Raw genomic sequence first — 20,782 nt, forward strand, 5'->3', positions numbered from 1 at the left:
GAAAAATCTGAAAGTTCCTTTTCCTCAGTACACTTCATTATACGTCAAATTTAGACATATTACTATTACAGTTTCTTTTCATTCCCAGACCGTGAAAAAACCTTGCCCCTATAACAGGCAAGGTTTTTCTGTTATTTTTTCTGTGACAGCCATTTTGCGATCTCAGCGGCTTCCTTATCATTTACAAGATGGCTCGGCATATTGCCGCGTCCGTTTTTAATGATGCTTTCAATTTTAGCTTCATCATACTTCCCGCCGACTTCCTGTAAATTCGGACCTCCGCCGCCTTCTAAGTCTTTTCCGTGGCAGCCGATACAGCTTTGCTGATAAAGCTCTTCTCCTGCTGACGCAGATGCTTTTGATCCGCCTGAGCTGTCAGAGCTTTCTTTTTTCGATTCATTGGATCCGCCGCATGCCGCCAGCAGGACGGACATGGTCAGAACCAGCGCCAGCAGCGCCCATTTTGATTTCATATGTAAGATGCACCCCTTCGCTATTATAACCCCGTTTACGCGCGTTTGAAACCCTCGCCGAGCACCTCGCTTGCGTCTGCGACAATGACAAAGGCTGACTCATCAATCTGTTTGACGATTTGTTTCAGTTTTGTGAATTCAGTCTGGCCGACGACACACATTAAGATCGGCCGGTCATGTTCCGTATACCCGCCGACTGCGGAAATCTTCGTCACACCCCTGTCGATTTCTTTAAACACAGCCGACCTGACGGCTTCTTCATGCTGCGTAATGATTAAAGCCATTTTGGAGCGGTTGAACCCGACCTGCACGACATCAATCGTTTTGCTTGAAATAAATACCCCGAGCATCGCATACAATCCCTGCTCCACTCCGAATACGAGCATCGCGCTCAGCACAATTAATCCGTCCATGATGGCAAGGCACGTTCCCAGCGACAGCCCCGTGTATTTGTGAATGATCTGCCCCGCCAGAGCCGTTCCCCCCGTGGAGCCTTTGCCGAGATACACGATGCCGATTCCCGTTCCGATCCCGACGCCTCCGAAAATCGCCGCCAGCAGTTCATGGGTCGTCGCGGCAGGCAGATCTCTTGTTAAATAGACTGCGAGCGGCAGAACGATGGAACCGACCAGTGTCTTCATTCCGAACTTCCCGCCGAGAATGATCACTCCGGCGATAAACAAAGGGATGTTAATAATCCACTGCACGTAAGCCGGTTCAAAACCAAACGTTTCTAAAATGGTGCTGATCCCGCTTACTCCCCCCGCTGCTATACGGTTCGGCAGCAAAAATACGTTAAACACGACCCCCGTAATCGCCGCGCCGATCATGATGTATATATAATCTTTGATCAGACGGAGCGGCTTATTGTGATTCACATCCATGCAAAATCCTCCGTTCTCCGATTTTCTCTCGATAGCATTTTAAGTCTTCCCGGCTTAGAAGTAAATAACAGCCAAATACCGTATTAATTTGCTAAAGCGCTGTTGTGAAAAATGGAGAAAGAGAACGGATAAAAAAACACACCTTGCCAAAGGCAGGTGTGTTCCCGGATTACGACAGTTTAGAACGTAAATAGGCGTCAATGAAGATATCGATATCTCCGTCCATAACCGCCTGCACGTTCCCCATTTCGGTATTGGTACGGTGATCTTTCACCATGGAGTACGGATGGAAGACGTACGAGCGAATTTGGCTGCCCCAGCCGATTTCTTTCTGTTCGCCGCGGATTTCGTCAAGCTCCGCCTGCTGTTCTTCAATTCTGCGCTGATACAGCTTCGCTTTGAGCATTTTCATCGCCCGGTCGCGGTTTTTGATTTGTGAACGTTCCGTCTGGCACGTGACGACTACATTTGTCGGCAGGTGGGTGATCCGAACGGCTGAATCAGTCGTATTGACGTGCTGTCCGCCGGCACCGCTCGCCCGGTACGTATCAACTTTAATATCTTCGGTACGAATATCAATGTCGATTTCTTCATTGAATTCAGGCATGACTTCACATGACACGAATGACGTGTGGCGGCGGCCTGATGAATCAAATGGAGAAATCCGCACGAGGCGGTGTACGCCTTTTTCCGCTTTTAAATAGCCGTATGCATTGTGGCCTTTAATAAGCAGTGTGACAGACTTAATTCCTGCTTCATCTCCCGGGAGATAATCAAGCGTTTCAACTTTGAAACCGCGTCTTTCCGCCCAGCGGGTATACATTCTGAGCAGCATGGAACCCCAATCCTGAGATTCCGTACCGCCGGCGCCCGGGTGAAGTTCTAAAATCGCATTATTTTTGTCATATGGTTCACTGAGCAGCAGCTGAAGCTCAAATTCATTCAATTCCTTCGTTAATGACTTCAGCTCTTTTTCAAGCTCTTGCTGAAGGTCCTGGTCAGGTTCTTCTTTTAAAAGATCATGTGTCATTTGCAGCTCTTCGTGAGACTCGCTCAGCTGATGATAGGAGTTCACGTATTCTTTCAGACCGTTCGCTTCGTTAATGACGGTTTGGGCCTTCTGCTGGTCATTCCAGAATTCCGGTTCCGCCATCTTTTCATCTAATTCTGCAATGCGGGCTTCCTTTGATTCGAGGTCAAAGAGACCCCCTGAAGTCCGCTAAACGAGAAGCCATATTTTCGAGCTCTGCCCTGATTTCTGATAATTCCATTCCATTCACCTCATTAAAAGATCCGGGGCGCCATAAGACGCAGACCCGGTCATGTTCGCTTCATACAGTCGAGACTATTCTGTCCGGCCGCAGCAATTTTTATATTTTTTTCCGCTGCCGCAATGGCAAGGCGCGTTGCGTCCGATATCTACGACTTTTCGCACCGGCGCTTTTTTCGCTTGTTTGGCCTCATCGCCGTCCTGCGGCTGATGAGCCGTCGTTTGGCCCTGAACCACTTCTTCGCGTTCCAGATTGCTTTCAATCTCGGCCTTCATGACGAATTTCGCAACTTCGTCCTCAATGGACTCAATCATGTGCTCAAACATTGCGAAACCTTCCATCTGATATTCACGCAGCGGATTTGTCTGCGCATAAGCGCGGAGGTGAATCCCTTGACGCAGCTGATCCATCGCATCAATATGATCCATCCATTTTGAATCAACGGCACGCAATACGATGACTTTTTCAAATTCACGCATCTGCTCTTCGCCGAAATTCTCTTCTTTGTCATTATATTTCGTCATGATGCGGTCCATGATCATCTCATGCATCTCATCCGGTTCTTTTCCGAAGATATCGCTCTTTTCAAGAGCGCCTTCATCAAGATACGTTGTATTCACCAGCTCCACGAGGCCGTCAAGATTCCATTCTTCCGGAAGCTCCTCTTTCGGCGTATAAGCGGCAATCGCACGTTCCAGAGAAGACTTGATCATGCCTTCAACAATGTCACGCAGGTTGTCAGAGTCAATGACTTCAAAACGCTGCTTGTAAATGACTTCGCGCTGCTGACGGAGCACGTCGTCATATTGAAGAAGCTGTTTACGTGAATCAAAGTTGTTTCCTTCGACACGTTTTTGAGATGATTCCACGGCGCGTGACACCATTTTGCTCTGGATCGGCGTGGAGTCATCCATACCGAACCGGTCAAGCATCGCCATCGTCCGTTCAGCTCCGAAACGGCGCATCAATTCATCTTCCATTGAAAGATAAAATTGTGTGATGCCCGGGTCTCCCTGACGTCCTGAACGTCCGCGGAGCTGATTGTCAATCCGGCGGGATTCGTGGCGTTCCGTACCGACGACTGCAAGGCCGCCAAGCTCTTTTACGCCTTCGCCGAGTTTAATGTCGGTTCCGCGTCCCGCCATGTTGGTCGCAATCGTGACAGCGCCTTTTTGTCCCGCTTCTTCAATAATCTGAGCTTCACGTTCATGGTTTTTGGCATTCAGCACCTGATGCGGAATCCCTTTGTTTTTCAGAAGTTTAGAAATCAATTCAGACGTTTCAACGGCAACCGTACCGACAAGAACCGGCTGTCCGGTCATGTAGCGCTGGGCGACATCCTCCGCCACCGCCTTGAATTTCCCTTCCATTGAGCGGTAGATCAAGTCCGGACGGTCGTCACGGATGACCGGCTGGTTGGTCGGAATGGATACAACCTGCATGTTATAAATATTTCGGAATTCTTCCTCTTCCGTTTTTGCGGTACCGGTCATACCGGCCAGCTTTTCGTACATACGGAAATAGTTTTGGAACGTAATCGTCGCCAATGTCATGCTTTCATTTTGAATCTCCAGGCCTTCTTTCGCCTCAATCGCCTGGTGAAGACCTTCGCTGTAGCGGCGTCCTTTCATCAGACGGCCGGTGAAGGAATCAACAATGACGACCTGGCCGTCCTCAACAACATAATCCACGTCTTTCTGCATCGCCGCATGGGCTTTTAAAGCCTGGTTGATATGGTGGTTCAAGGCCACGTTTTTGACATCAAACAGGTTGTCGATGCCGAACGTTTTTTCAGCCTTCGTCATTCCTTCTTCCGTCAGCTGAACGCCTTTCGTTTTGACGTCATACGTATAATCCTGATCTTTCTTGAGTGTGCGGACAAACGCATTTGCCTGCACGTACAGTTTTGTGGACTTCTGAGCTTGTCCGGAAATAATCAATGGCGTTCTCGCTTCATCGACTAAAATTGAATCGACTTCATCAATAACGGCAAAATGAAGCGGGCGCTGCACCATCTGTTCTTTATAGAGCACCATGTTGTCACGCAAATAATCAAAGCCGAGTTCATTGTTCGTTGAATACGTGATATCGGCTGCGTAAGCTTCGCGTTTTTCGTCTTTTGACATCGAATTCAGGTTAAGGCCGACTGTAAGCCCGAGAAACGCAAAGATTTCTCCCATTTGCTGGGCATCACGGCTCGCCAGATATTCGTTGACCGTTACGACGTGAACGCCTTTTCCTGTCAACGCATTTAAATACACGGGAAGCGTGGACGTCAGCGTTTTCCCTTCCCCTGTTTTCATTTCGGAGATGTTCCCCTCATGAAGGGCGATGCCCCCCATCAGCTGCACTTTAAACGGGAACATGCCGGTTACGCGGCGGGAAGCTTCACGAACGACGGCAAACGCTTCGACAAGAAGGTCATCCGTCGTTTCTCCTTTTTCAAGCCGCTCTTTAAATTCTGCCGTTTTATGTTTAAGCGCCTCGTCAGAGAGATTTTCATAATCTCCTCTTACGGCATCAATGTCATTTGCTATTTTTTCGTATTTGTTCAGCGCACGTTTGGTCGGATCAAACATTTTATTTAAAATCCCAAGCATCTATAACGCTCCTCTATGTTCACATGCAGATTTTGCATGGAATAAATGATAATTTTCTGTCCATGTATACCTCTCATTATCATAACATACCTTTTGCCATTTCCAAAGAATTTGCAGGTAAAGATAGAGAAAAACCTTCCGCACGTTCACGGAAGGCTGGATGGGTTTATTCAGTCGGTTCAATTAATCCGTATTTGCCGTCATTTCTGCGGTAAACGACGTTTGTGAGATTCGTCTCCGCGTTGGTGAATACGAAGAAATTATGGCCGAGCATATTCATTTGGAGAATCGCTTCTTCATTATCCATCGGTTTTAAATTAAAACGCTTTTGACGGACAATTTCCGGGCTGTCATCTTCAATTTCGTCCTGAACCGCTACGCCCGTATCACCAGCGCTGCCGTTCTCGAAATAATGTTTCGGAAGACCCTGGTCGCGGAATTTTCGGTTGACTTTTGTTTTGTGCTTTCGGATTTGACGTTCCAGCTTGTTTGTTGCGAGATCAATTGCATTGTACATATCCTCGTTATGCACTTCAGAACGAAGCGCCAGATCAGTCATCGGAATGGTGACTTCAACTTTAGATTCCTTATCATTATAGAATTTTAAGTTGACGTTCACATCGGCATTGACGCTCTGCTCGAAATATCGTTCCAGCTTGCCGATTTTTCTCTCCACATGATCCTTTAACGCAGGTGTAACCTCAATGTTTTCTCCTCTGATATTGTAGTTCATCAAAGAACGCCTCCCTTTATCTAAGGATATGTAACTATTTCTCTTTTACCCCTTCTGATCCCTGCTGAAACGTTAAAATAATGTGTAAATTCGGTGAACGATGACGAATGGTGTCGGTTTTATCCCGCAGCTTCCGGCAGGATTATAAGTATATGCGGAAGACGCAGGCAAAAGACCTGCCGCTTGCAGCAGGTCTAGTGAAGAACATACGGTTTGATGCAGTCGTGCGTCTGCTCCATCCATAGCTTATAATGCGGCAGAAAGATGGTTTTTAAAAACTCCTGAAAAGGGGCGGACGGGAAATCATAATCATTTAACATGCTGAAATCCTGAAAGATCTCGTCAAATGAGCGGATCGCCGTCTCCACGCATCGGCACTCAATGATAGACAGCAGAAGCGCATGAGAGGAATCGAGATGAAAAAAAGCCTGAATCAAATCGTTGTAAATCCGCTCGCCCTCCGTCTTAAAAAAATCATCCTGCGTGTCCAACAGGTAGCAAAGCCCCTCATCAATCGTAAAAAGAAGCTGGTAATAGGCTGACACCAAATGGTAATCGTTCAAACTTCTCAAAACACTCACCTATTTGCGTTTGTCGTAATAACGGCCGTCACTTGTCGTTTGATGATACGGATTGAAATACGTATTATGGTAGATTCGTTTTTTCTTAAGCGTTTTTATTTCATTTCGGATACCATCCTGAATCCGTTTTACTTCGCCTGTAATCAGGCGGTCCATCGCGGCCACCTGCTGAAGCAGCGTTTTTTCTTCTTCGGAAAAAGGCGGCTTTATGCCCGCAAGCATCTCCTCCCTTTTCTCCGTAAATGCCGTAACGCTGCTGATAAGACCGTCGCTTTCCGGGGCGTCCTTCAGTGCGGCGTACATGTTCTTCGTTTCGTTATACAAAGAAAAGACATTGCTGTTCATCAGGCAAGGCCGCCCGCGCCATGGCTGTTTTTCCGTTCACTCTGCATGGCCTGCTTCCACGTGTCGCGAAATTCAGTAACGAGCTTTTCCGCTTCATCTAAAAACTCTCCGTTATTCTGCACGTTCGCATCGATCAGCCGGCGGCGGATGTAATCATAAATGGATGACATCTGCTCGGAAATCTCAATCTCCCGGTTTAACGTGATGCTGAGCTCTTGAATGATGTTTTGCGCCTTTACGATATTTTCATTTTTGGCTTCAAGGTTGTTTTGCTTCATCGCCTGCCTTGCCAGCTTAATGAATCGCAGGCAGCCGTTATAAAGCATAAGGGTCAGCTCTTCCGGAGCGGCTGTAAAGACGGATGTCTGCTGATAAGCAGCAAAAGGATTATTTATTGCCATTTTTATAAAACCTCCAAGGTTATGATGTTGAAGATCCTAACATTGACGTGAGATATGAAGATTGGCTGTTCAATTTCTCCAATGCCGTATCCAGTGCGCTGAACTTTTTATAATATCTCGTTTCGATGTCATCCAGCTTCGTTTTCATATTGGAAATATTCGTCTCTATTTCATTCAGGCTTTTTCCGATGGCAAAGCTGGTTGATACCGAGCTTTCCGTACCCGCCTGTTTTGAAATTTGGGTCTGCATTTTGTTTAATGTGTCTTTTAATCTCCGGGCAATCCCCTGTTCCTCCGGGTTTTTGGTTTTCGCTGTATCAGGACTGTCTGCATTAAACAGTTTAGCCACGAGAGCAGGATTCTCGGTAATTTTCTGTTTCAGTTTCGCTTCGTCTTTAATGACAAGCTTTCCTTGATCCGTATAACTATCAGACGTCTCAATTCCGAAATCGGCAAGCTGATATTTTTTCCCGTCAATCGTAACCGTTGAGTACAGATCAAGCCGCATCTCAGCCAAACCGTTATGCAGCGTGCTGTCGCTCCGTAATAACCCGCTTTTAGCCTTTGCCTCCCACTGCTCAATCTGCTTATCGGTCATCGCTTCTCTTTGTTCATCAGTTAGCGGCTTATAATCGCGGTATTTTGATTCTGTTACCTTCTCGTTTGCACTTTTAATTAACGTATTGTATTTATCAACGAAATCTTTAATGTTGTCAAAAATGCCGTCCGTATCAGTCGTGCTGTTAATCGTAACCGTTTTATTGCTGTCCGTCACGCTGTTCAGCGTGTATTTGATGCCGTTGATCGTAAAGTTATTTGACGTTTTTGTCATTTCAAGCCCGTTGAACGTAAACTTCGCGTTTTTCCCTTCGGCATTGGCCGTCAGTTCATTTGTTGCATCATCAACGGCAAAACCGAGCTGATCTTTCAGAAAGCTTTTGGTTGCGTCATCACCTGCGGCAAGGGTAAATCCTTCCCCCGTTTTATTGGAAGTGAACGCAATCGTATCCACATAATCCGTGCCGTTGGAAATTTTCTCTTTTAAAGCCGTCACTCCGAGACCCGAGCTGTTCAGTTTGGAAATGACATCGTCAATCGTATCGGTTGCGGCAATCGTGACGTTTACCTCAGTCGGCTTCGTTTCACCCGGATTTGTGACATTGAATTTCAATGTTTGGCTCTGACCCGAAGTGAAATTGATGGCGCCTGATGATTTATAAGTCGTCGGCGTAGCCAGCTGCTGTACAGACATACTCGTTGAAATATTCTGCTCAGCACTGACGGCCGCCGCGCTGACACTGGAATCCGAACTTGTTACTGTTTTTTTATTCCAGTTTGTGGACATCAGCATATTATTAAATGTCGTAGAATACATGTCGGCAATCTGAGTATTCACTTCCCGATAAGCATCGCGCTTCCATTCAAGCGTCTGCTTTTGCTGGTTTAATTTATTAAGCGGCTGCTTTTCGGCATCCATCATTTTTTTCACCAGAGAATCTACATCAAGACCGGAATTAAGGCCTGTGATTCTTGTGACCATATGTACCCTCTCCTTTTCGGCGTTTAGTCGTAGACGGCTCTATGACAACAGTGAGTTTCCGACTGTTTATCATATCACAGCTCCATAAATGTATGATCTTATTCTTATATCGGTCATATTAAAAGGTTTTCAATAATTTAACTGCAAAATATAATGTTTCATTTTGTCAATAGGGTTCTTTGGCTTGCTGAAGGGGGAGATAGCTGAAGAAATAAAAAAAAGACCCTGGAGAACCAGGATCTTTCCGTCATTAACCTTTCAGCAATTGAAGAACTTGCTGAGGCTGTTGGTTAGCTTGCGCAAGCATAGCTTGAGAAGCCTGAGTAAGGATGTTGTTTTTCGTGTACTCCATCATCTCAGAAGCCATGTCTACGTCACGGATACGTGATTCAGCAGAAGTCAGGTTCTCAGAAGAAGTACCAAGGTTGTTGATTGTGTGCTCTAAACGGTTTTGAACTGCACCAAGTTTAGCGCGCTCGCTAGATACTGTGTCGATAGCTGTTTTGATTGTTGTAAGAGCTGAAGACGCAGCTTTAGCTGAAGATGAGATGTCGATACCTTTTGTTACTTTAGAATCTGCAGCTAATTTTTCAGATGCAACAACTTTACCTTTATCATCATAATATCCAGCAGCTTTTGTGACTTCACCAGTAGTTCCGTCTTTTTCTTCGTCAGCCCAAGTAGCAGTGCTTCCATCAGTTGCTGTAAGTGTATTTTGATCACCAGATACAGTATAAGTCGTACCAACTTTCAGGCTTTCAGAGTCCATTTTATTGATAGACAGGCTCATTGTTTGGCCTTCGTTAGCTCCGATTTGGAACGTAAGGTTTTGCGCAGTTCCGTCAAGAAGTTTCTTCGTATTGAACTCAGTGTCAGTAGAGATTCTTGTTACTTCAGACGCTAATTGGTCCATCTCTTTTTGAAGCTCAGAACGGTCAGAATCAGTGTTTGTATCGTTCGCCGCTTGTGTAGCAAGCTCGCTCATACGCTGAAGAATGCTGTGAGTTTCGTTCAATGCACCCTCAGATGTTTGGATAAGAGAGATTCCGTCTTGAGCATTTTTAGAAGCCATGTCTAAACCGCGGATTTGGGAACGCATTTTTTCAGAGATCGCAAGACCCGCAGCGTCATCACCAGCGCGGTTGATGCGAAGACCTGAAGATAATTTTTCCATGTTTTTTGCAGCAGAGTTTGAACCTGCATTCAGCTGACGGCTAGTGTTAAGAGCCGCGATATTGTGGTTGATTCTCATTTTGTATTTCCTCCCTGAATTGTTTTTCGCACGTCCTTGTGCATTTACGCAGCGTCATTCTGAAGAAAATTTTTCCTCTCATTGGCTACAATATATATATCGGACGGCCGCTTCCATTGTTTATATTGAAAATAAAAAAATCCTCACTTTTTTTGTGAGGATAAGTTAAGTAATAAATCAGTATTAAAAGATACAGCTCTGTTGTTCTCTTCCAGGATCGACAAGTAGATTTCTTTCCTGTGAATATCTACGTGCTGAGGCGCTTCAATTCCCAGCTTCACTTGTTCTCCTTCGATGGCGATCACCTTTATTTCAATATCCGGCCCGATCTGAATGGACTCATTCACTTTTCTTGAGAGAACTAGCATGATCCTCCTCCTATCAGATGTTTTGTTTCATAGGAAGCATCATGTAAAATGATTTGTTTCGCCTTCATTTCCTTTTTATTGACGATAATCGGCGCTTTTAAATTGGCGGTCGTGTTTTCAAAAGGCTCTTCCAGCGTTAAAATCGCCATCACTTCGACGTCCTCTATATCTTCAATATGCAAAAGTTCAAGCGTCGCATGGTCAATGTCAAATTCGTACCCTTTAAAGAAAATAAACGGACTGGCGACAATAAAGGCGATATGCTCCTGTTTGACAGACTGCAGCGCCAAAAACGGTGAATCTTCCGACAAAGGAAGAACAACAAATTGAGTCTCGTCATTAAATCCCGGCAGGCCGTTTTCAAATGAGATAATCTGCCCTTCGTCTATTCTGATTTCTCCGTGATATTTTGTTTTAATTATCATGCTTCACAATCCTTTACCACTTTCATCTTTTATTCTGCGTTGCCATCGTCAACCGAAATCGTCACCTTAGGGTCTTGCATCATATCAATCTGAACTTTCCCCGGCGTATAATTCCATACAGGTTTATTGACGGCTGCTTCAATTGAAGGTTTGCGGGCTTCAATATCAATCGTAAGCTTTGAAGGAATGCAGTCAATGTCGACGAGAAACTGCGCAGGCAGAAAGTCGCTGAATTCGCCGAATGGATCGGGCGGTCTGACATCCGCTGCCTGCCGGGCCATCACATTGCCCGTTTTCTTTTCGATAGCCGCCATTTCCTTCCCTTCCCTGACTGTTTTTGCAATAAACTCGCTGCAGGCTTCCGCACCTTTCTGAGCGGCTTCAGCGTTCAGCTTTTCAAATGATTTGAGATTCAAGTTCTCCCACGCCCTCGTCTGGTCAATCGTCAGTTTGGCCGGCGTGCTTTCTATGTTCAGCTCTGCCGGCGGCTGCTCGATTTCCAAGTCAGCGGGCGGCTGTTCCATCTCGATTTCTTCCTTTTGAAAGGTTATACCGATTTTAGCAGGCACACTGTCAATAATCAATCTCGGCATCTGCACAGAGATCCCTCCTGTTTATAGTATTTTAGTAAAAAAAGCGATCTCCCTGGTGTGAGTCGCTTTTTTATATATTGAAGACGGTCAGTTCTATTATTTCAGGAAGTCAATCAGTGACGGCTGAATGATATTCGCATTCACTGACAGCGCTGCTCTATGGACCGTCTGCTGAGATAAATAATCAACAATCACATCTTCCATTTCTACATCTTCATTATCGGACAATACTTTTTCAGCGGTTGCCGCTTGTGATTCCAATCTTGTCTGAATGAGTTCCAACCGGTTTGTGCGTGCGCCGATATTGGATTTTTCAGCATTCATTTTGTCAGTAAAACCGTCGATATCTGACAGAATTTGATTTGAATCTGCTTCGGACAGCGTGCCTTTGCTTAAAGAAGCTTCTAGGGAGTTTAGAAATTCAAATACATTATCTCCATTTTGTGCGACGCCTCCGAAAGCTGAGTTTGGATCAGAATTCACTTTCAGCACTGCTCCGTTCGAGATGTTAATGTTAACATCCGAAGCACCGGTATAATTCTCATAGTTGTACGTATATGTGCCGTCGGCATTTTCAGTGATCGGCGGGACATCTGAATTTGTTCCGTTAAACAGATAACGTCCGTTTACCTGAGTATTCGCGACAGAAACGAGCTGCTTTTTCAGCTGGCCGATTTCTGTACCGATTGCTTTCAATTCTGTTTCACCGTTCGAATCACTTTTCGCCTGAACCATCAAGTCCCGGATTTTCCCCATAATATCCGTTTCCGAGTTTACGCTTGATTCCGAGTTTTCCAGCCATGTAAAGCCTTGCGAAACATTCCGCTGATACTGGTTTACCTGCGCAAGCTGAGTACGGTACTGCATTCCCTTCATTGCAACGACCGGATCATCAGAAGCTTTCGTGATTTTTTTCCCCGTAGATACTTGCTGCTGAAGCCGATCGAGCTTGTCATAACTTGAGCCGATAAATCGAAGAGAATTTTTTGCGATCATCCCTTGAGTTACTCTCATTTATTTATCTCCTATCTTCCTCCGGTGCCCATACCGTTAATAATTTTATCGAATATTTCATCTTGCATCGTTATAATCCGCGCAGCCGCATTATAAGCGTGCTGAAACTGAATCATATTTGTCATTTCTTCATCTAAAGACACTGCACTGATTGATTGTCTCCGTTCATCGGCTGAAAGGGTGTTGCTTTCAGAGTTGTTCATAAGATTGGCCGCTTTTTGTGAATTAACGCCCAGCTTTCCGATAAGGGATTCATAAAAGTCATTAATTGTAGTGGTTTCACCGTTAATAGTCAGCTTGCTGTTCTGTACGGCTGCAAGATTTGTCGCGTTTGTGCCGTCACTTTTTTCTCCGTTTAACGACGCTGCGATATTATCAGTAGACGCAAGAATTTTGTCACTGACTTTTATTTTCGCTGCCGCACCTTTTGCAGGCACCGCTTCACCACCGCTGAAATCAAAAAATGCTGCGCCCTGTTCGCCTGTATAGGTTTTTCCTTTTTCATGAACTGCATTAAACGCGTCAGCAAAGGACAGCGCCATATTGTCAAGAGCCGTCAGCATTTCAGGATAAAGACCTTTTTCTTCTCCGTTTGACATATAGCCGTATGATTCAATAAGACCTAAAAGTGAGCCTTTACCGGTAAATGCATCCGCATTGACCGTACTGCTGCCGACTGACACACTCGACACGAGACCGCTGTCCTTGTCGTAGTTTATTTTCATTTCTGAAACTGTTTTTGTGTTACCGTCGAGCAGCGTACCGAGAGAATTGTTGTTTCCGTTCAGCAATTCGACGTTAACCGTGCCCTCAGCAGTCGCCAAGGCATGTCCGCCCGACTTATTATATGAAACTTTAATATTTGCCATAGAAGATAATTGATCAATCAATCTGTCTCTTTGGTCATACAAATCATTAGGGAGCATACCGCTCGGCTCAACTGCCGCTATTTGATTGTTAATGTCATTCAGCTGATTGAGAATGGAATTGACCTGATCCGCTGTGTTATCCAGGTTCTTTTTAATATCACCCTGAATGTTAGTCAAAGAGGTAGATATATAGTTAAAACTTTCGGCAAGAGATTTCCCCTGCTCCTGCAAAACTGAGCGCGCTCCCGTATTTTCCGGATTCGTCGCCAGATCCTGAAGGGCATTCCAAAACGAACTGAGCGATCCGTTTAATCCATTATCGTCAAGCTCTTTCATGACGCCTTCCATTTGTGACAATGAATTGGAACGGGCTGTATAGTACCCTAATTTTGTATTTTCAGTTCTGTACTGATAGTCTAAAAAACTGTCTCTGACGCGCTCAACTGAACCGGCTTTTACTCCTGTTCCGATTTGCCCGGCCGTCAGATCACTGTTTTTTGATACTGCGGGATAAGGGCTCGTCGATTGTAATGTAACGCGCTGCCTCGTATATCCTTCTGTATTTGCATTTGCAACGTTATTTGAAACTGTGCTCAATGCAGTCTGCTGCGCACTCAATGCACGCCTTGCTGTTTCGAGCCCCATAAAAGTCGATGGCATTAAAAATCCTCCGTTCTAAGCTTTTGAATCGAATAATGTCAAACGGCTGACAGGCTTGCGTGCCGCTTGCGGCTCTTTATAATTCATATTCTCTTTTTCACCCGGCATGATCATATCGAATGCCCCGGAGATGAATTGTAAAGCCTGAATCGTGAGCTGTTTGTTCATCTCATTCACTTCTTTCAGACGGTCAAGAAGCGCAGACAAAGAGTGAAATAACCCTTCAAGCTCCTGTTTTTCACTGCCTGAAGTTCTGGAGATGCATGCAGCAATTGTATTGTCCTCACTGCGGCTGAGAAACTGAGAAGTTAACCTGATGCGCTCTTCCTCAGTCTGCCCGATTGCCTGAATATACTTTTGCTCTTTGGTCAAAATGTTGGAGAGCTCTTTTGTTTTGCCTGCTTTCAGCGCTTCCGTTTTCTCTTCAGACAGCGTGAGCAGATGTTCATGCAGAGCGCAAAGTCGCTTCAGTTGATCAATAATTGGCTTTGCTGACATTGACTTTCTCCTTTTTATTGCTTTTTATAGAAATTCACTATGTTTTCAGCGATGCTGTTTGAATCTATTTTATATGTTCCGCTCTCTATATCCGCTTTAAGCTGAGCGATTTTTTCCTGACGTGTTTTAGTGACCGCATCTGACGCATTTTGAAGCTCTTTTGCATGAGAAGAAATTTCCACTTTGTCCTTCGGCTTTGCAGCCTCTTTTTGTACGGCTTGCTTTTCGTAATTTTTTTGGTATGGATTAACGGATTGTGTTCCGTACTGATTGATTTTCATAGGATTCCTCTCGCTTTCTGTTCGCAGTCTAATTCTTTTATCGACTGCGTTATCAGTTAGTTTAGGGAATCAGGTGTTTTTGGTATTATAGGCATAGTATGTGTCTTTTGTACTGTTTTTCTCTTCGAATTCAGCGGCTGTTTTTTGGTTCATATGGTCTAATTGCGACTCAATATCTGTCTGACAGGACTTGCAAAATTTCCCCGTCCTGATTGGATTTCCGCACCTTTCGCAAGGATATGCCAAATTTGGAAGCTGGCTGATCTGAATCCTTTTTTGTTTGATAAACTTGAGGATCAGCTCTTCATCCACACCTGTTTCCTCAGTGATCTGCTGCATCGTCGACTGTCTGTTGATCTGCTTTCTCAAAAATTTATAGACGGTTTCAAATGCTTTTTCTTCTTCTTTAATACATGCCTGGCACACGGTCTGCAGGTTCGTTTTAAAAAATAAAGCATTGCATTTTGGACAATTCGCCAATTCACCCATCGTATTAACTCCTATTCCTTCTTTAATCTGCCTTATATTTCTATCAATTATATCGGCAGAAAAAAAGAATGATTTAGCTCCTGATTAAAGTAAAAGAGGAGACCGATGACGCTTTGCCCGCTGTCAGCAGGACTTCGGCGGCTTGGTGAAGTGTGGCGCCCGTCGTATAAATATCATCTATTAAGATGACGTTCATACCTTTGGCGGAGTTTTCGGCTGCTGAAAACTTTTTTTCTGCAGACAGCCTGTCTGTTTTGCTCTTTTTGGATTGTTTTTCGTTGTTCAGTCGGATGAGGGGGAAAATGACGGGCATTCCGAGCAGAGAGGCCAGCAGCTCGGATTGATTGAATCCGCGTTCGGCCAGCCGTTCGCCGCTCAGCGGAATAGGGATGAGAGTATGTGTATTTGATGGATATGCCGCTTTAAAGCCGGCAGCAAAGTCACGTTCAAATGCTTGAATGATTTTCGCATCACCCCTGAATTTAAACCGGGCCAATGAGTCCTTCATCGCATCATTATACAAATATACCGAACGGTTTTGCCGCAGCAAAAAGCGCTTTTCCGTTTTTGATTCCCGGGCCGCACAATCAGCGCATTTTTCATTTGACTCCTGAGGCCTCCCGCATATACTGCATACGGGGCCTTCAATTTTTTCGAATTGGCTGCTGCATATGCTGCATACCTCTTGCTCGGGCGCCAGAGAAAACAGAGATCTCCAAGTCAATGAACTTGAAATTGGTGAGTCACACAATAAACAATTCAGAGATATTACGCTCCTTCCCGAGTTTCACAGAACTCGCTTGGATTAACCGAAACAATCGCCGCTGATTCAGCCAGAATGACAAGCAGCGCCGTATTTTTCTGTTTATCAACTATCTCTGCTTTTGCATAAGCAACTTTCTTTTTATCTGTAACATATGCCGGTTCAGCCCGGTTTAGTGAAAGTGCCAGTACATCATTTTTGCATACCCGGCATGTGCATTTCATATGAAGCTTAGGCATATGGCGGTCGAGAAGTTCCTTTAATATGATTTCTTTAGAATTGACAAGCATGCTGACAGCTCCTCATAGGAAAGTATGAGTATACTGTATCACGTTTTCTGAAATTAACTAGTCCAACAATTTACTTTTTTGTGCCAATTTGTTCATATGTTCAATATGTTTTTTTGCTTTTTTCATTCCGTTTGTAATTCCGAAATGAAACATGATGACATCACCGCTGAAATGTTTATAATGCCTTCCCGTTCTGCCTGCGATCTGTACGAGCGCGCTCTCAGTAAAGATAGGTGCTTCTGCGCCGAGGACACATGTCTGAACTTTGGGCACGGTAACCCCTCTTTCTAAAATCGTAGTCGTTACCAGCAGGTCAAGCCGGCCGTCTCTGAACCGTTTCACTTTATCCTTTCTGAATGTGTCTTCCGCATGTACGCCTTCTGCCCGTATGTTTAATTTCTGAAAATAATCCGTTGTCTTTTTCAATACGTGTACAGACGGAACGAATAAGAAAACCGGCAGCTGTAATTGAAGTTTTTGGCAAACCCAATCAGTTACAGAGCGCGGCAGTTTTCCTTTCTGAAGCTTCTTCTTCCAATTGCCGCACCACAAAAAACGCGGCTCCGGGAGGGGTTTCCGATGATATCTGGCCGGTATGCGGACGCTTTTCAGCAAACCGGCTTCAGCCTTCTTTTTTAATGTGTCTGAAGGAGTTGCCGTTACATAAACAAGGGCGCTGTTTTTCTTCCTCGCTTTATCAACAGCGAATCTTAATGTCTCATCGGCGGAAAAAGGAAACGCATCTACTTCATCTATTATCACGACATCAAAAATGTCTCGGTAGCGCATCAGCTGGTGAGCGGTTGAAATCATCAGCGGAGTCAGACGGCCTTTGTCCTCGCTGCCGCCGTACAGAGCAGAAACTTCGACTTTCTCAAATGCTTTTTTCAGTCTCGGCAGCAGTTCAAGTACGACATCTGTACGCGGAGTCGCGACACAGACGCGCAAACCGTGATTCAGCGCAAACTCGATACCCGGAAACAGCATCTCTGTTTTCCCCGATCCGCAAACCGCCCATACTAACAGCTCTTGTCTCTCTTTTATCGCATCTGTAAGCGCGGCGGCCGCCTGCTTCTGTCCGTCTGTCAGTGTTCCTTCCCAAGAAAGCTTTACAGGCTCCCAGCTGTTTTCAGAGGCTTGATTCCAAGAATATAATGATGTCAGTTCATCAGCCCTTCCCATCATGACACAGGCACGGCAATAGGTAATCTGCCTTTTGGCAAAGGACGCCCAAAATGCCGCAAAGCAGGCTTGATCAGACTGACCGCATCGTTGGCAGACGTAACGGTTTTTCCGGCGGATGATTGACGGCTCGGCCGTTATATACTCTTTTTCTATAAAACCGTTGATGCGCTGATCTGAAAACGGTATCTCAGATCTCAATAAATGCCGGCCGTAAAAGAAATCCCGCACCTCTGAAAATTCTGAAGCACCTTCGGACATCTCCCTGCCTCCTTTCTGCTCAAAGTATGCCTTGTCGGGAACCCACTTGTCGAATTGCCAAAATTAAAAAATAAAAAAATCTCCGCCCTTGAAAACGGAGATTTTCACTTAGTTTTTAAAGCACCAGCCGATTCCGATGGCACCTTCGCCCAAATGGGTTCCGATCACGGCACCGAAATAGCTGTTATAGAATTCGACATGAGGATACTTACCGCTTAACTCCTGTATAATATCCGCCGCTTCTTCTTCCCTGTTTGCATGGATGATAGCGGCCCGCATCGGGATTCCTTTACTTGCATCTTCCCCAAACAGCTCAAAAATTCTCGAAATCGCTTTTTTGCGTGTCCGAATCTTCTCAAAAGGAACAATTACCTTATTGTCAAAATGAAGAATAGGCTTTACCTTTAACAGACCGCCGATAAAAGCCTGAGCACTGCTTAGACGCCCGCCCCGCTGGAGGTGTGATAAATCGTCCACCATAAAATACGCACGGACTGTTTTTTTCATTTCTTCCAGCTCTTTTATAATCTCTTCCGGTGAGTCAACACCGTCTTTAATGAGCTGTGCTGCCTTTAATGCATAAAAACCTTGTGCCAAACAGCTGATCTCTGAATCAAAGGGATAAACTTTAATATGATCAACCATAGTGTTTGCTGAGGCGGCGCTGTTATATGTTCCGCTGATTCCGCTGGACAAATGTATGCTTATGACTGCATCATATGTTTTGCTCAGTTCTTCGTACAATGCGATTAATTCACCGAAAGAAGGCTGAGACGTAGTCGGCAGCTCATCATGATTTTTTACTTCTTTATAAAAACTTCTCCAGTCGAGTTCTGTTTCTTCGCGGAATGTTTTTTCACCGAAAACCACTTGGAGAGGGATCATATGAATATGATGTTCTTCTCTCATCTCTTTCGGAATATATGCTGTACTGTCTGTTACAACTGCAATCTTCATCACTTTACCTGCCTTATTAAGTACTTAATAAGTATTTTAATAGATATGCAGCTGTAAAAAAAGACTTGCCATAACAGGCAAGTCTTCTCACACATGACTAACGCATCTCTACCCAGCCGTTTTTAATGGCCACGACAACGGCTTGTGTCCGGTCATTAACGTTCATTTTCTGCAAAATATTACTCACGTGATTTTTCACTGTTTTCTCACTGATAAACAATGATTCACCGATTCCGCGGTTGCTTTTTCCGTCTGCAAGCATTTGCAGCACTTCACATTCCCGTCTCGTTAATATATGTAATGGTCTCCGGATTTCCGGGTAAACCTCATGCTGAGGATGAGCAGAAACTCCGCTTGTCGCAAGACGGCGGAATTCGTTGACAAGATTGTGGGTTACTTTCGGGTGAAGGTAAGAACCGCCCTCGGCTACCACTTTCACTGCTTCGATTAAAGTATCTGCGTCCATCTCTTTCAGGAGATAGCCTCTTGCACCTGTTTTTAAAGCATGAGTCACATAGTTTTCATCATCATGGATGGAGAGGATAATCACCTTAGATTCAGGGTACAGCTCAACAAGCTGTTTAGTAGCCTCTACACCATTTACATTCGGCATATTAATGTCCATTATGACAACATCGGGATGATAATGCTCGACGATTCGAGCCGCCTCATCTCCATCGTCACCTTCTGCTACCACTTCAAAGGTAGGTTCAAAATCCAATATTCTTTTTACACCCTCACGGAATAGTTGATGGTCGTCGATAATAACAATATTTACTTTAGTCACACGCTACGCCTCCTTATCCTATTGTTCTATATACGCCGCTGTTCGGTCAATATGTCTTTTGGCTCTATTTAACAAATTATAGGCCGAGAGATAACGGAACCTTAATCATGATAAATGTCCCAAGACCTATTTTAGAGTCTATCGTTATCGTTCCTTCAAGCAGATCTACTCTTTCTTTCATTCCCAGCAAGCCGAATGACTTGTTTTTCTTTTGTTTAGCATCCTTAATATCAAAGCCTTTTCCATTGTCCTTAATGATGAGAACGACAAAATCAGCGGTTACTTCCACTTTTACTGTAATTTCCTCTGATTCTGAATGCTTGAGTGCATTTGTGACGGCTTCCTGAGCGAGACGGAAAAGCGCCACTTCAAATTGCGGGGCAAGCCTTTGGTTCTCTGTGTCTCCGATGCACTGAAAATGTATTTTCACCTTTCCGTTGTATTCTTCAGTTGTATAAAGATATTTTCTCAGTGTCGGAATCAGCCCGAGATCGTCCAATGCCATCGGTCTTAAATCATATATAATCCTTCTGACTTCGTAAAGGGCATTCCGCACATTCTGCCGTAGATTTCTGATTTCCTGAAATCCGTCCTCCGTGCCGCGGTCGCGGAAGATCCGTTCAATTAATTCCGATCTCATCATGACATTTGCCAGCATTTGCGCGGGACCGTCATGAATTTCTCTGGAAACTCTTTTTCTTTCTTCCTCTTGGGCTTCAATGATTCTTAAACCGAAATCTTGTTTAGCCTGCGCATCGGCAAGAAGAAGCCCTACTTGGCGAAGGTCTTGATTCAGGTAATTCAGAACGACGGTTATTTGGCTGACCAATGATTCTGACCGTTCAATAATTTCCTGAAGCCCCAAAAGCCGGCGTTCTAAATCATCTCTGCGCTCCCGCAGCTGCTTTTCACGCTGCTGGATCATCGTCAGTTCCACTTGAAGTTTGTGCGCCTTTTCATAGGCGTTGCGAATTTCTTCTTCGCTGAACTTATGGAAATTTCTGCTTACTTCAGACAAGCGGTTTCGTGCGTGCCGCGTATGAACTTCAAGTTTGTCGCCCAGCTCAATGACTTCGTACACCTGCTGTTTGATCTGTTTGAGTTCTTCAACCAGCTGCTCATATTGCTGGCGCGACTGCTCTCCGATTTGAAAAACCTCGTCCTTGCTCCCGTCCACGGTTTTCAGCATTTTCATAAGTATAGAATCCAAAACTTTGGAGTCCATCTTCGATTTATTCATCTGTCTCCCTCCGTAACGGTGTTGT

24 protein-coding genes are annotated in these 20,782 nt (G+C 44.8%); all 24 read right to left on the minus strand.

Going from position 1 to position 20,782, the window contains the following annotated elements; all coding sequences use genetic code 11:
• Positions 1–131: 131 nt before the first annotated feature.
• Entirely contained in the window at positions 132–473 is a 342-nt protein-coding gene (cccB, locus tag G4O42_RS16985) for a cytochrome c551 (RefSeq protein ID WP_007614074.1), read from the minus strand.
• A gap of 35 nt (positions 474–508) precedes the next feature.
• Entirely contained in the window at positions 509–1,357 is an 849-nt protein-coding gene (locus G4O42_RS16990; RefSeq protein WP_007614078.1) for a YitT family protein, read from the minus strand.
• A gap of 169 nt (positions 1,358–1,526) precedes the next feature.
• A protein-coding gene (prfB, locus tag G4O42_RS16995; protein ID WP_096034905.1) for a peptide chain release factor 2 occupies positions 1,527–2,628 on the minus strand; the annotation gives its coding sequence in 2 pieces (ribosomal slippage) (positions 1,527–2,555 and positions 2,557–2,628; 1,101 coding nt in all).
• A 74-nt stretch (positions 2,629–2,702) separates the two neighbouring features.
• On the minus strand, positions 2,703–5,228 hold the full coding sequence (gene secA / locus G4O42_RS17000) for a preprotein translocase subunit SecA (RefSeq protein ID WP_032876181.1): 2,526 nt from the start codon (positions 5,226–5,228) through the stop codon (positions 2,703–2,705).
• A 166-nt stretch (positions 5,229–5,394) separates the two neighbouring features.
• A complete protein-coding gene (hpf, locus tag G4O42_RS17005) occupies positions 5,395–5,961 on the minus strand; it encodes a ribosome hibernation-promoting factor, HPF/YfiA family (protein WP_032876178.1) in 567 nt (188 codons plus the stop codon).
• A 194-nt stretch (positions 5,962–6,155) separates the two neighbouring features.
• Positions 6,156–6,533, minus strand: coding sequence for a DUF8042 domain-containing protein (locus tag G4O42_RS17010; protein WP_003151412.1), 378 nt, complete (start codon positions 6,531–6,533; stop codon positions 6,156–6,158).
• Between the two features lie 9 nt (positions 6,534–6,542).
• The gene (gene fliT, locus G4O42_RS17015) at positions 6,543–6,887 is read right to left on the minus strand and encodes a flagella biosynthesis regulatory protein FliT (protein WP_007407472.1); all 345 of its coding nucleotides are present in this window, start codon (positions 6,885–6,887) and stop codon (positions 6,543–6,545) included.
• Positions 6,887–7,288 carry a flagellar export chaperone FliS gene (gene fliS / locus G4O42_RS17020; RefSeq protein ID WP_003151407.1) on the minus strand — a complete coding sequence of 134 codons (402 nt, stop codon included), beginning with the start codon at positions 7,286–7,288 and terminating at the stop codon, positions 6,887–6,889. The genes fliT and fliS overlap by 1 nt, the downstream gene beginning before the upstream one ends.
• 19 nt (positions 7,289–7,307) lie before the next feature.
• A complete protein-coding gene (locus G4O42_RS17025; protein WP_032876175.1) occupies positions 7,308–8,828 on the minus strand; it encodes a flagellar hook-associated protein 2 in 1,521 nt (506 codons plus the stop codon).
• Between the two features lie 250 nt (positions 8,829–9,078).
• Positions 9,079–10,080, minus strand: coding sequence for a flagellin N-terminal helical domain-containing protein (locus G4O42_RS17030; protein ID WP_032876173.1), 1,002 nt, complete (start codon positions 10,078–10,080; stop codon positions 9,079–9,081).
• A 143-nt stretch (positions 10,081–10,223) separates the two neighbouring features.
• A complete protein-coding gene (gene csrA, locus G4O42_RS17035) occupies positions 10,224–10,448 on the minus strand; it encodes a carbon storage regulator CsrA (protein ID WP_003151402.1) in 225 nt (74 codons plus the stop codon).
• Positions 10,442–10,873 carry a flagellar assembly protein FliW gene (fliW, locus tag G4O42_RS17040; protein ID WP_007407475.1) on the minus strand — a complete coding sequence of 144 codons (432 nt, stop codon included), beginning with the start codon at positions 10,871–10,873 and terminating at the stop codon, positions 10,442–10,444. Before fliW ends, csrA begins: the two co-directional genes overlap by 7 nt.
• Before the next feature lie 29 nt (positions 10,874–10,902).
• Positions 10,903–11,472: a DUF6470 family protein gene (locus tag G4O42_RS17045; protein ID WP_007407476.1), complete on the minus strand. Its 570-nt coding sequence runs from the start codon at positions 11,470–11,472 to the stop codon at positions 10,903–10,905.
• Between the two features lie 90 nt (positions 11,473–11,562).
• Positions 11,563–12,480, minus strand: coding sequence for a flagellar hook-associated protein FlgL (flgL, locus tag G4O42_RS17050; protein WP_003151396.1), 918 nt, complete (start codon positions 12,478–12,480; stop codon positions 11,563–11,565).
• Between the two features lie 11 nt (positions 12,481–12,491).
• Entirely contained in the window at positions 12,492–14,009 is a 1,518-nt protein-coding gene (flgK, locus tag G4O42_RS17055) for a flagellar hook-associated protein FlgK (RefSeq protein WP_032876170.1), read from the minus strand.
• A 15-nt stretch (positions 14,010–14,024) separates the two neighbouring features.
• Positions 14,025–14,507, minus strand: a complete 483-nt coding sequence (locus G4O42_RS17060; RefSeq protein ID WP_032876168.1) for a flagellar protein FlgN — start codon at positions 14,505–14,507, stop codon at positions 14,025–14,027.
• Between the two features lie 14 nt (positions 14,508–14,521).
• Positions 14,522–14,788, minus strand: coding sequence for a flagellar biosynthesis anti-sigma factor FlgM (gene flgM / locus G4O42_RS17065; protein WP_003151393.1), 267 nt, complete (start codon positions 14,786–14,788; stop codon positions 14,522–14,524).
• Positions 14,789–14,857: 69 nt separating this feature from the next.
• Entirely contained in the window at positions 14,858–15,277 is a 420-nt protein-coding gene (locus G4O42_RS17070; protein ID WP_012118571.1) for a TIGR03826 family flagellar region protein, read from the minus strand.
• 73 nt (positions 15,278–15,350) lie between these two features.
• The gene (locus tag G4O42_RS17075) at positions 15,351–16,040 is read right to left on the minus strand and encodes a phosphoribosyltransferase family protein (RefSeq protein WP_196770545.1); all 690 of its coding nucleotides are present in this window, start codon (positions 16,038–16,040) and stop codon (positions 15,351–15,353) included.
• 5 nt (positions 16,041–16,045) lie between these two features.
• The gene (gene comFB, locus G4O42_RS17080) at positions 16,046–16,330 is read right to left on the minus strand and encodes a late competence protein ComFB (protein ID WP_003151389.1); all 285 of its coding nucleotides are present in this window, start codon (positions 16,328–16,330) and stop codon (positions 16,046–16,048) included.
• A 57-nt stretch (positions 16,331–16,387) separates the two neighbouring features.
• Positions 16,388–17,773 (minus strand): ATP-dependent helicase ComFA, encoded by a 1,386-nt coding sequence (locus G4O42_RS17085; RefSeq protein WP_032876163.1) that lies wholly within the window; start codon positions 17,771–17,773, stop codon positions 16,388–16,390.
• A 108-nt stretch (positions 17,774–17,881) separates the two neighbouring features.
• Positions 17,882–18,730, minus strand: a complete 849-nt coding sequence (locus tag G4O42_RS17090; protein ID WP_032876160.1) for a DegV family protein — start codon at positions 18,728–18,730, stop codon at positions 17,882–17,884.
• A gap of 97 nt (positions 18,731–18,827) precedes the next feature.
• Positions 18,828–19,517: a two-component system response regulator DegU gene (gene degU / locus G4O42_RS17095; protein ID WP_003219701.1), complete on the minus strand. Its 690-nt coding sequence runs from the start codon at positions 19,515–19,517 to the stop codon at positions 18,828–18,830.
• 76 nt (positions 19,518–19,593) lie between these two features.
• Complete coding sequence (gene degS / locus G4O42_RS17100; protein ID WP_007407484.1) at positions 19,594–20,757, minus strand: two-component sensor histidine kinase DegS; 1,164 nt, start codon at positions 20,755–20,757, stop codon at positions 19,594–19,596.
• Positions 20,758–20,782 lie beyond the last annotated feature (25 nt).

The sequence above is a fragment of the Bacillus sp. LUNF1 genome (assembly GCF_011008975.1).
Taxonomy (GTDB): Bacteria; Bacillota; Bacilli; order Bacillales; family Bacillaceae; genus Bacillus; species Bacillus velezensis.

What these genes read in the sequence shown, in the direction of transcription:
- cccB (WP_007614074.1), bottom strand. Translation starts at nt 473, where the DNA reads ATGAAATCAAAATGGGCGCTGCTGGCGCTGGTTCTGACCATGTCCGTC.
- G4O42_RS16990 (WP_007614078.1), bottom strand. Translation starts at nt 1,357, where the DNA reads ATGGATGTGAATCACAATAAGCCGCTCCGTCTGATCAAAGATTATATA.
- secA (WP_032876181.1), bottom strand. Translation starts at nt 5,228, where the DNA reads ATGCTTGGGATTTTAAATAAAATGTTTGATCCGACCAAACGTGCGCTG.
- hpf (WP_032876178.1), bottom strand. Translation starts at nt 5,961, where the DNA reads ATGAACTACAATATCAGAGGAGAAAACATTGAGGTTACACCTGCGTTA.
- fliT (WP_007407472.1), bottom strand. Translation starts at nt 6,887, where the DNA reads ATGAACAGCAATGTCTTTTCTTTGTATAACGAAACGAAGAACATGTAC.
- fliS (WP_003151407.1), bottom strand. Translation starts at nt 7,288, where the DNA reads ATGGCAATAAATAATCCTTTTGCTGCTTATCAGCAGACATCCGTCTTT.
- G4O42_RS17025 (WP_032876175.1), bottom strand. Translation starts at nt 8,828, where the DNA reads ATGGTCACAAGAATCACAGGCCTTAATTCCGGTCTTGATGTAGATTCT.
- G4O42_RS17030 (WP_032876173.1), bottom strand. Translation starts at nt 10,080, where the DNA reads ATGAGAATCAACCACAATATCGCGGCTCTTAACACTAGCCGTCAGCTG.
- csrA (WP_003151402.1), bottom strand. Translation starts at nt 10,448, where the DNA reads ATGCTAGTTCTCTCAAGAAAAGTGAATGAGTCCATTCAGATCGGGCCG.
- fliW (WP_007407475.1), bottom strand. Translation starts at nt 10,873, where the DNA reads ATGATAATTAAAACAAAATATCACGGAGAAATCAGAATAGACGAAGGG.
- flgL (WP_003151396.1), bottom strand. Translation starts at nt 12,480, where the DNA reads ATGAGAGTAACTCAAGGGATGATCGCAAAAAATTCTCTTCGATTTATC.
- flgK (WP_032876170.1), bottom strand. Translation starts at nt 14,009, where the DNA reads ATGCCATCGACTTTTATGGGGCTCGAAACAGCAAGGCGTGCATTGAGT.
- G4O42_RS17060 (WP_032876168.1), bottom strand. Translation starts at nt 14,507, where the DNA reads ATGTCAGCAAAGCCAATTATTGATCAACTGAAGCGACTTTGCGCTCTG.
- flgM (WP_003151393.1), bottom strand. Translation starts at nt 14,788, where the DNA reads ATGAAAATCAATCAGTACGGAACACAATCCGTTAATCCATACCAAAAA.
- G4O42_RS17070 (WP_012118571.1), bottom strand. Translation starts at nt 15,277, where the DNA reads ATGGGTGAATTGGCGAATTGTCCAAAATGCAATGCTTTATTTTTTAAA.
- comFB (WP_003151389.1), bottom strand. Translation starts at nt 16,330, where the DNA reads ATGCTTGTCAATTCTAAAGAAATCATATTAAAGGAACTTCTCGACCGC.
- G4O42_RS17085 (WP_032876163.1), bottom strand. Translation starts at nt 17,773, where the DNA reads ATGTCCGAAGGTGCTTCAGAATTTTCAGAGGTGCGGGATTTCTTTTAC.
- G4O42_RS17090 (WP_032876160.1), bottom strand. Translation starts at nt 18,730, where the DNA reads ATGAAGATTGCAGTTGTAACAGACAGTACAGCATATATTCCGAAAGAG.
- degS (WP_007407484.1), bottom strand. Translation starts at nt 20,757, where the DNA reads ATGAATAAATCGAAGATGGACTCCAAAGTTTTGGATTCTATACTTATG.